The organism is Mesorhizobium sp. M8A.F.Ca.ET.021.01.1.1 (assembly GCF_003998025.1).
GTDB lineage: Bacteria > Pseudomonadota > Alphaproteobacteria > Rhizobiales > Rhizobiaceae > Mesorhizobium.
In genome coordinates this window covers 1-8,865 of record NZ_RZSJ01000228.1, presented here as the reverse complement: position 1 = coordinate 8,865, position 8,865 = coordinate 1, and the positions used below count along the sequence as shown (strand labels likewise).

The window sequence follows — 8,865 nt, the reverse complement described above, 5'->3', positions numbered from 1 at the left end:
GTCTGCGGCGAATCGTCGATCAGCTTGCGCGCGCCGCCGCCACGCAACCGGCCCCGCAATCTCGACGCCTACGATCTGTGCGTGCGGGCGCGCAAGCTGATCGACGATTCGCCGCAGACGGCGCGGGAAGCGCATCTGATGCTGACGCGCGCGGTCGCGCTCGATCCCGACTACGCCGAGGCCTATCGCTGGCTCGCCATGAACCACTGGATGGGATGGGTGCATTGGGGCGAGCCGATCGACCCCAACCGCCGCATTGCCCTGGATCTGGCTCGCAAGGCGGTCGCGATCGATCCCAACGATGCCGGCTGCCACTGGGTGCTCGGCAATCTGCTTGCCTATGAGCATGATTTCGCCGAGGCGGATGCCGAATTCGCCAGGGCCTTCGAACTCGACCCCAACGAGGCCGACGCCTGGGCGACACTGTCCGACATAACGACGCTCGCCGGGCGGGTCGAGGAAGGCCTTGAGCAGATCCGCAAGGCGTTTCGGCTCAACCCGTTTCCGGCGAGCTGGTACTATCTGACGCTCGGCCAGGCGCAATATGCGGCGCGGGACTATGAAGCAGCCATCGAGACGCTGCGCCGGGACGAGACCTACCGCACCAGTTCACGCCGCTTCCTGGCGGCGAGCCTTGCGCAACTTGGCCGGCTCGACGAGGCGCGCGCCGAGGTCGAGCTGTTCCTCGTTGGCAACCCGCATTTCACCACCAGCCATTGGGTCTGGACCGAGCCCTTCCGCGACGACGCGACGCGCGCGCATTTCATCGAGGGCTTCCACAAGGCCGGCCTTCCAGACTGACGCGTCGGAATAACCGCCTGCACGAGATCCCTGATCACGGCACCAGGTCGATCGTCTCTGTCGTGTGCTCCACGCAAATGAAGCAGCAGGTATCGCAAGGCTGGTCGTTGTCCGGCCCGACGCCGGCGGAAAACTTGTCATTGCCCTCGACCCAGGCGCCATAGCAGATGCGTTCGCCCTGATTGCAGGAGATCGGCACTGATTTCTGCGAGCCCGGATCGACGAGAAACACCTTGTCGTTGCCCGGCCAGACGGTCTCGCGGTCGCTGCTGAACAGCTCGACCGCGACCCCTTCCTTGCGCAGGTTCTTGATGAAGAAGGCCATGTCGGCGGCCTCGGCCGAATTGGCCAGGACCAGTGCCGCCAGCGCAACCATGCGAAACAGCGTCACCGCCGACCTCCCCCGAATCATCGCGGGCAGGTTCGCACGCCTGCCGGGAACTAGGAAGACACGCGGCCGTCCGCGGTGATCTCACGCCCCAGCCTCACCACTTCACGCACCAGCAGATCGAGATCGTCACGTCGGGTGCGATGGTTGGTGATCGCCACGCGCAGCCAGTGCCCACCATGCACGGTGGTGTCGGAGAGTGCCGCGATGCCTTGCTCCTGCAGCCGCAGCATGATCTCGGTGTTGAGCGCCTTCAGCGCTTCGCTCGCCAAACCGGGCTGGTAGCGGAAGCAGACGATGTTGATGGTCGGGGCCGCCGCCAGCTCCAGCGAAGGCTCGGCCTCGATCAGCCCGGCCAGATAGGAGACCTGCGCGATGTTCTGGTCGATCAGGCGGCCGAATTTTTCGACGCCATGCTCTTTCAACGCCATCCACACTTTCAGGGCGCGAAAGCCGCGCGAGGTCTGCAGGCCATAGTCGTGCAGCCATTCGCCGGAGGCCAGGCCGCGCGGCGTCGATTCCAGATATTCGGGCGTCACCGCGAAGGTCCGGCGGTGCGCGGCGGCATCCCTGACCAGCGCACAGCCGACCTCGAAGGGCGCGTGCAGCCATTTGTGCGGATCGAGCGCGATCGAATCGGCCCATTCGACGCCAGCGACGCGATGCTTGTTATCAGGCGCGATGGCGATCAGCGCGCCGATGCAACCGTCGACATGGAACCACAGGCCCTCCTCATGCGCGAGTTTGGCTAGCGCCTTGAGGTCGTCGATCGCCCCGGTGTTGACCGTGCCGGCATTGCCGATGACGCAGGCCGGCTTGAACCCGGCTGCCCGGTCCTCCGATATCGCGCTGCGCAGGGCCGATATGTCGATGCGCAGCCCGGTGTCGGTCGCAATCCGGCGCAGCGCCCGGTTGCCCAGGCCGAGCGCTTCCATGGCCTTGCGGTGGCAGGAATGGATCTGGTCCGAGCCGTAGAAGCGCAGCGGTTTTTCGATCGCGGCGACGCCGTGCTCACGCACGTCGATGCCCGCCTTGGTATTGCGCGCCACCGTCAGGCCGATGATGTTGGCCATCGAGCCGCCACTGACCAGCGTGCCCGAGGCCGATGCCGGAAAGCCGAGCATCTCCTTGCACCAGTTCACCACCTGGCTGTCCATCAGCCCGGCGGCATGGTTGCCGCCGCCGAGATTGGAGCCCTGGATCGCCGCCAGGAAATCGCCGAGCGCGCCGGTGAAGTTGCTCGATCCCATGTACCAGGACCAGAAGCGCGGGTGGGTGTTGCCCATGGGATAGGACATCACGGTGCGGGAGACGTCCTCGTAGACAGCGGCAAGCGGCGCCGGCGAGCGCGGCAACGGGGCGGTGAAAAAGTCCCGCACCTGGCCGGGCATCTCCCGCCATACGGGGCGGTCGCGCAGCTCGCGCAGATAGTCGACGGCATCATCGACGACCCGGTGCGACAGGGCCTGGACATCGGCCCAGTCGGCGGGGTCGAGCGTTTCCTCGACCACCATGTCGAGTTGTTCGTGCGCGACGTCCATGACAACCTCCCGTCAAGCCGCCGGGAATTGGCAGCCGGGCGTCGAGCGCGACAGCGCCATCTCGCCGGCGTCCATTTCGGCCTCGATGCCGTCGAACAACGGTGTCGACATGTAGCGCTCGCCAGTGTCGGGCAGCATGCACAGGATCACCGATCCGGCCGGCGCCTTCTCAGCGACCTGGCGCGCAACGGCGAAGGTGGCGCCGCCGGAAATGCCAGTAAAGATGCCTTCCTTCTGGGCCAGCGCCCGTGCCCATTTGATGCCCTCCGGCCCAGCGATCGGCATGACCTCGTCATAGAGGCTGGCGTCGATCGCTTCCTGCAGGACATTGGGGATGAAGTCCGGCGTCCAGCCCTGGACGGGATGCGGCTCGAAGGCCGGATGGCTGGCGGCTGGAGCGCCATCGGCACCGCGCGGCTGCGCCTTGCCGCTGCCGATCAGTTGCGCATTGGCCGGCTCGGAGAGCACGATGCGGGTATCGGGCCGTTCGCGGCGCAAGACGCGCGCCACGCCGACGACGGTGCCGCCGGTGCCATAGCCGGTGACGAAGCAGTCGAGCCGCGAGCCGGCGAAATCGTTGATGATCTCGCGCGCGGTCGTCGCTTCGTGGATCGCGGCGTTGGCGGCCGTCTCGAACTGGCGGGCAAGGAACCAACCATTGGCCTCGGCCAGTTCGACCGCCTTCTTGTACATGCCAAAACCCTTTTCGGCGCGGGGCGTCAGCACCACCTTGGCGCCGAGCATGCGCATCAGCTTGCGGCGCTCGACGGAAAAGCTGTCGGCCATTGTGACGACCAGCGGATAGCCTTTTTGCGCACAGACCATGGCGAGGCCAATCCCGGTATTGCCGCTGGTTGCCTCGACCACGGTCTGGCCCGGCTTCAACGCGCCGCTGCGTTCGCCCTCCTCGATGATGTTCAGCGCCAGTCGGTCTTTCACCGAGGCCGCCGGGTTGAAGAACTCGGCCTTGACGTAGATGGTCGCATGGGCCGGCGCGAGATTGTTGATGCGCACCGCCGGCGTGTCGCCGACCGTGTCGAGAATGCTGTCGAACAGGCGGCCGCGCCCGGAGGTGGTCCTGATTTTCTGTTTGTTCAACATCGTTGATCTCCTCGATCCTGTTCATCTTCACGGGCCGGTTACAAACCGGCGCGTTGGGCGGCGAGGTTTCGAGACGTTGCCGCGCTAGGACTGACCTGCCGGCGATGCGGCAATGAGCGCGGCTGGCGCGAGATTCGCCACCGGATGCGCCATGTCGTGTTTGGTGATAGAGCAAGGGCCGACAGGCCAGCGTGGGAGCAGGCGTGGAAACGGACGTGGAATCCGCACCATCGAGACAGGACGGCGGCATGCCGTCCCTGTCGGTGCTGCTGCTCGGACCGCTGACGATCACGCGTAACGGCGTGCCTATGGCACTGCCGGCGTCGCGCAAGCTGCGGGCGCTGCTTGCCTATCTGGTGCTGGCGCCACATCCGGTAGGGCGCGGCCGCCTGTGCGAGCTTCTGTGGGATGTGCCCAACGATCCGCGCGGCGAGTTGCGCTGGTGCCTCAGCAAGTTGCGCGGCGCTCTCGACGCGCCGGAGCGGCGCCGTGTCCGCTCGCAAGACGATACTGTCTCGCTCGATCTCAGCGGCTGCCTCGTCGATGTACTGGAGATCGGCCACGCCGCCACGCACGGGATCGACGCGCTCGATGCGGAGCGGTTGCGAGCGCTGGCAAAACTCTTCGCCGGCGATTTCCTCGAAGGCCTGGAGCTCGAACGCAGCCCGCACTTCAACAGCTGGCTGATCGGCCAGCGCCGCCGCTTCCGGTCCGTCCACGCGGCGGTGCTGGAACAGCTCGTCGCGAGCCTGCCAGCGGACTGCGACGAGGCGATCGCGCATCTCGACAGATGGGTGGAACTCGCGCCTTTCGACGGGCGCGCGCATGCGACGCTGCTGGCGAGCCTCGCCAGGCGCGGCGAGATCGCCGCGGCCGAAAAGCACCTGGCGGCGGCGGCACGATTGTTCCAATCGGAAGACCTGGATTTCGCGCCGCTCCGGTCAGCCTGGCGGATGATCCGTGACGAGCAGCCGCCGCGGGTCCAGCCGGCCTGCCGGTCCACGGCGGCGCAATTGGCGCCCCCGAGCGACCCTGGCCCGGTCGAGCCGAGCCATGCATCGCTGGCAGTGATGCCGTTCGTCGAGGAATCCGGCCCGCGCGGTGGGCTGGCCGACGGCCTCACCCACGACATCATCACCCGTCTCGCCAAGCTGCGGGATTTCTTCGTCATCGCGCGCGGATCGGTGTTCGCGCTGGCCGACAGGCGTATCGCGCCCGAGGAGGCAGGCCGCCGGCTGAAGGTCGACTATGTCGCCGCCGGCACGGTGCACAGCGCCGCTGGCCGTCTTATCGTCAGCGTCGAACTCATCGAGGTGCGCACGGCAAGGATCGTCTGGGCCGAGACCTTCGAGCGCCGGCCGGACGACATCTTCGCCGTGCTTGACGATATCGGCGACAGCATCGTGTCGTCGATCTCGGCCGAGATCGAAACGGTCGAGCGCAACCGCGCCCTGCTGAAGGCGCCCAACTCGCTCAATGCCTGGGAGGCCTATCACCGCGGCCTCTGGCACATGTACCGCTTCACCCAGGCCGAGAACGAAACGGCGCGGCATTTCTTTGCCACGGCCTTGCAGCTCGATCCGACCTTCGCCCGCGCCTATGCCGGCCTGTCCTTCACCCACTGGCAGAACGCCTTCCAGCGCTGGGGCGACCGCGACCGCGAAAGCGCGCTGGCCTTCGAGAGCGCCGGCCAGAGCCTGCTGGTCGACGACCACAATCCGGCCGCGCACTGGGCGATGGGGCGGGCGCTGTGGCTGCGCGGCGAACAGGACGGGTCGCTCTCCGAATTGGGGCGGGCCGTGGATCTCAGCCCGAATTTCGCGCTCGGCCATTACGCGCTGTCCTTCGTCCACTCGCAATCGGGCGACCCGCGGGCGGCGATAAGCTCGTCGGACCATTCGCGGCATCTCAGCCCCTTCGACCCGCTGCTGTTCGGCATGCTGGGGTCGCGCGCCATGTCGCATGTCCGGCTCGGCCAGTTCGAGGAGGCGGCCGAATGGGCGCTGAAGGCGGCGGCGCGGCCCAATGCCCATACCATCATCCTGGCGATCGCCGCGCACTGCCTGGCGCTTGCCGGCCGGCTCGACGAGGCACGCGGCTTCGCCGCCGCCATCCGCAAGACGTTGCCGGACTACCGCGCCGACGACTTCATCGGCACGTTCCGCTTCGAGCCCGACGCCGAGGCGCTGTTCCGGCAAGGCGCCAGGCGGATCGGGCTCGGCTGATCTCAGGCTTGAGCGGCCCCCGTTAACGCTTCCGGAAGGAGTTGCTTAACCGTTCACCGCTATGTGACCTCCGGGGGGTCCATGGCAAAGTGAGTATGATGAGCAACAGCCCCGACAAGCGCAGCGAATGGCGCGCCATTCTTCATGTGCAGGCCCGTATTGCCGTACTGTTTGTCCCCGTTGTGGCCAGCCTGCTGCTCATCGCCGCGCTCGCCGGCAACGATCGCAAGTCGGTTCCCGACGTCGACCGAACGGTTACCGGGTCGGTGCGATAGGTCAGCCGGGCAGTGCTCAGCACCAGTGGTCGGGCCTTTAGCGGCGGAACCCCCGTGCCAGGAAGCAGAACGTTGAAGGAAAGTACCTCCAGGTGAAAGAAAACAGCGTGGAGAACCAGCAACCCGCAACGACGCCGGAATGACCGCAGCATCGATAACAAAAAGCCCGGGCGAGCCGGGCTTTTGTTGGGCCTCCGAGCTACTCCCCCGCTCGTGCAGTCTCAATAAAATAGGGGAATTGGGGACAAAGCAACCTATACCAAATAGCCCGGCAGCTTCGATTTCCAGTCGCTCGTCAAGATCAGGGTGCACTCCACCGTTTCGCCCGTAGACTTGATCAGTTCGAGTGTCCCGGCCGGGACTGTTGTGTCCCATGCGAAGCTGTCCGAGATGACCTTGAGCACCTCCCTTTTATAGGCGGTGTCGAGGTTGTCGAGTTGGTCACCCTTAGTTTCCAGCACGGTGATGCGGTCCGTCTTGTCCTTCTGCTTCACGGCGAAGATGAAATCCGGATAGATTCTGGCCCGCCGCCAACCTTGCAATCCATATTGCGCCCGCGCCACATTGCGATGCCACCAGATCAGCGCCTTCTCACCGTCGAGGTAGACCGCGACATCGCGTTCGGCGCTGTTTAACTCGTTCTCGTAGACCGGGGTGAACAGGCTGCGCTCCAAAGGCCCACCACTCTTGCCGACGACTTGGCGCGCCGTGTCGGGTTCCATGGTGTTGACTGTGAACGGCATCCGCCAGTTCTTGCCGTCCAGGCGCAGCCGGAACTGGATGCGCCCCGCCGTTACATCGGCCTTGAAGATGGTTTCTGCCCGTCCGGCGCGCTCAGCGTCAAGCCCGTGACGCAACTCGACGCCAATGAGGCTAGAAAGTGTACCGATCTTGTCGGTTCCAAAGCCGCGCTTCCCTAGAGCGGCAAGAAGTTTACCCACGATATCACGCGCGACGAAGGGATTTGGCACGATGTCAGAAATCATGCGCACCGTATGGGCTGGGTCAAACCGCAGTGATTCCGAGCCAGCGATCACCTGTTCTGCGTCAAAATGATCGCCGGTATCGGTGAGGCTGATACGCTGAAGTTGACTTTCAGCTGCTTGGGCGTTGTCGGGTATACGATCAGCGATGGCTTGAGGGTCATAGTCGCGCCAATCCACTGCGGACAGCACGTCGGACTCATAGTCGAGGTCACGCGCTTCCCCACCGTCCACCCATAACACACGCGGTAGATAGATTTCGCTCGATGAGAAATCATTCCGGCGCGCAATCTTCCGGGCAACTCTTGCCCCAGACCCAGAATCGCTCTGGGCGACAGCAATTACCAGATCGGCCAAGCCATCCTGTTCGAGTCCCTCCTTGATTGCGTTAACTACGTCGGCGGTTCCCGTGTGGTGGGTGATGACGTGGCACTCGTCCAGCGCCTCTATGCCGGTTTTTAATGCCCCCGGCTGCCGCAGAATGCGCCCGATAAGTTGCGTCATCGCCTTGAGATTGGAACTCGCGGCCAAAGAGCAAAGCACGTAGGCGAAGGGGCAATCCCAGCCTTCCTGCAACGCAGACTTGGTGACGATCGCTCGCACCCGGTTGGTGGGCGACAGCAGGTCGAGATTCTCCGGCTGGCTGAGGTCGTTCTGTTCCGCCGTCTTGATGGCGATTTCGGCCTCGTCGAACCCAGCGGTCAAGAGCCATTCTTTCACATCATCGGCATGGATATACCCGCTAGCGCGCTGGTCTTTGCCGGTGCGCTCCACCTGAATCAGCATGATCGGCCGGATGTAGCGCCCAATATCCGCCCGCAAGGCGCTAGCCTGGCCATCCAGCGTCTTGAGCTTGTCCAGCGCGACATTGAGGGTCGTCTTCCAGTCTGTCCCTTGCCGGGCGTCCAGGTTGAGAGGCATCTTGATCATGCCTTCGCGGTCGAGTTCTCTACCGGTCACTTCCACCAGAACATTGGCGTAACGAGCGGGTTTGGGGTCGTTGCCGCCCTTGGGCTGCACGTCATGCGGTGTCGCAGTCAGTTCCAGCACAAAGCAGGGATTGAACCCATAAAGCGTGCGGAAGGCGAGATCCGAAACGGCCTTGTGGCCCTCGTCCAGAACCACGACCGGCCGGATTACACGCAAGGCATTGCCCAGCGAATCTTTTACCATTGGCAAGAAACCATCGTAGCGGGAAAGATTCGGTGTCGCCTCTATGGCCTTCTGGTGGGCAAGCTGATCGCCTTCGGGGGGAAAGAAGCCATGCACGTCGCCCCGGTCTTGGAACATCTTCAGAGAGTCCTGGGTGTCGCGATTGGCTGATTGCAACATCAGCAGCATGACGCAGAGTTGTCCCGCGACGTCGCGCGCGTCCAGCCGATCAGTTTTTTCGAGGATTTGCACCCGTCCCGCCGCCGCTCGGTCCAGCGCCTGCCGATAGGGGTGCTGCCGGTCGGAAAGATGGCGCAAGGTCTGCGTGTAAATCGCCTCGTTGGGCACGATCCAAAGTACGAATCCGGTGTTCTTGTTGAGATAGCGGCCGAATATGCG

6 protein-coding genes and 1 pseudogene are annotated in these 8,865 nt (G+C 64.5%); 3 read left to right on the top strand and 4 right to left on the bottom strand.

The features are described from left to right. Positions 1-801 (top strand): annotated as a pseudogene (locus EOA36_RS18495) (tetratricopeptide repeat protein); the annotation flags it as partial. Between the two features lie 34 nt (positions 802-835). On the opposite strand, the gene EOA36_RS18490 reads toward EOA36_RS18495, so the two are convergent. From EOA36_RS18490 to EOA36_RS18480, 3 genes are read right to left on the bottom strand one after another with little or no spacing between them, the layout of a single operon-like run. Continuing rightward, positions 836-1,192 carry a hypothetical protein gene (locus tag EOA36_RS18490; RefSeq protein ID WP_127278862.1) on the bottom strand — a complete coding sequence of 119 codons (357 nt, stop codon included), beginning with the start codon at positions 1,190-1,192 and terminating at the stop codon, positions 836-838. A 50-nt stretch (positions 1,193-1,242) separates the two neighbouring features. After that, complete coding sequence (locus EOA36_RS18485) at positions 1,243-2,730, bottom strand: aspartate aminotransferase family protein (RefSeq protein WP_127278861.1); 1,488 nt, start codon at positions 2,728-2,730, stop codon at positions 1,243-1,245. A 12-nt stretch (positions 2,731-2,742) separates the two neighbouring features. Further along, complete coding sequence (locus EOA36_RS18480) at positions 2,743-3,831, bottom strand: pyridoxal-phosphate dependent enzyme (protein ID WP_127278860.1); 1,089 nt, start codon at positions 3,829-3,831, stop codon at positions 2,743-2,745. 248 nt (positions 3,832-4,079) lie between these two features. Between EOA36_RS18480 and EOA36_RS18475 the strand changes: the two genes are divergently transcribed. Together EOA36_RS18475 and EOA36_RS18470 are read left to right on the top strand one after the other, a co-directional pair. After that, on the top strand, positions 4,080-6,056 hold the full coding sequence (locus tag EOA36_RS18475; protein WP_127278863.1) for a BTAD domain-containing putative transcriptional regulator: 1,977 nt from the start codon (positions 4,080-4,082) through the stop codon (positions 6,054-6,056). 95 nt (positions 6,057-6,151) lie between these two features. Next, positions 6,152-6,331 (top strand): hypothetical protein, encoded by a 180-nt coding sequence (locus EOA36_RS18470; protein ID WP_127278859.1) that lies wholly within the window; start codon positions 6,152-6,154, stop codon positions 6,329-6,331. A 254-nt stretch (positions 6,332-6,585) separates the two neighbouring features. On the opposite strand, the gene EOA36_RS18465 is transcribed toward EOA36_RS18470, so the two are convergent. Beyond that, positions 6,586-8,865: DEAD/DEAH box helicase family protein (locus EOA36_RS18465; RefSeq protein ID WP_127278858.1), on the bottom strand; the 2,280-nt coding region annotated here is incomplete at its 5' end.

What these genes read in the sequence shown, in the direction of transcription:
- EOA36_RS18485 (WP_127278861.1), bottom strand. Translation starts at nt 2,730, where the DNA reads ATGGACGTCGCGCACGAACAACTCGACATGGTGGTCGAGGAAACGCTC.
- EOA36_RS18480 (WP_127278860.1), bottom strand. Translation starts at nt 3,831, where the DNA reads ATGTTGAACAAACAGAAAATCAGGACCACCTCCGGGCGCGGCCGCCTG.
- EOA36_RS18475 (WP_127278863.1), top strand. Translation starts at nt 4,080, where the DNA reads ATGCCGTCCCTGTCGGTGCTGCTGCTCGGACCGCTGACGATCACGCGT.
- EOA36_RS18470 (WP_127278859.1), top strand. Translation starts at nt 6,152, where the DNA reads ATGATGAGCAACAGCCCCGACAAGCGCAGCGAATGGCGCGCCATTCTT.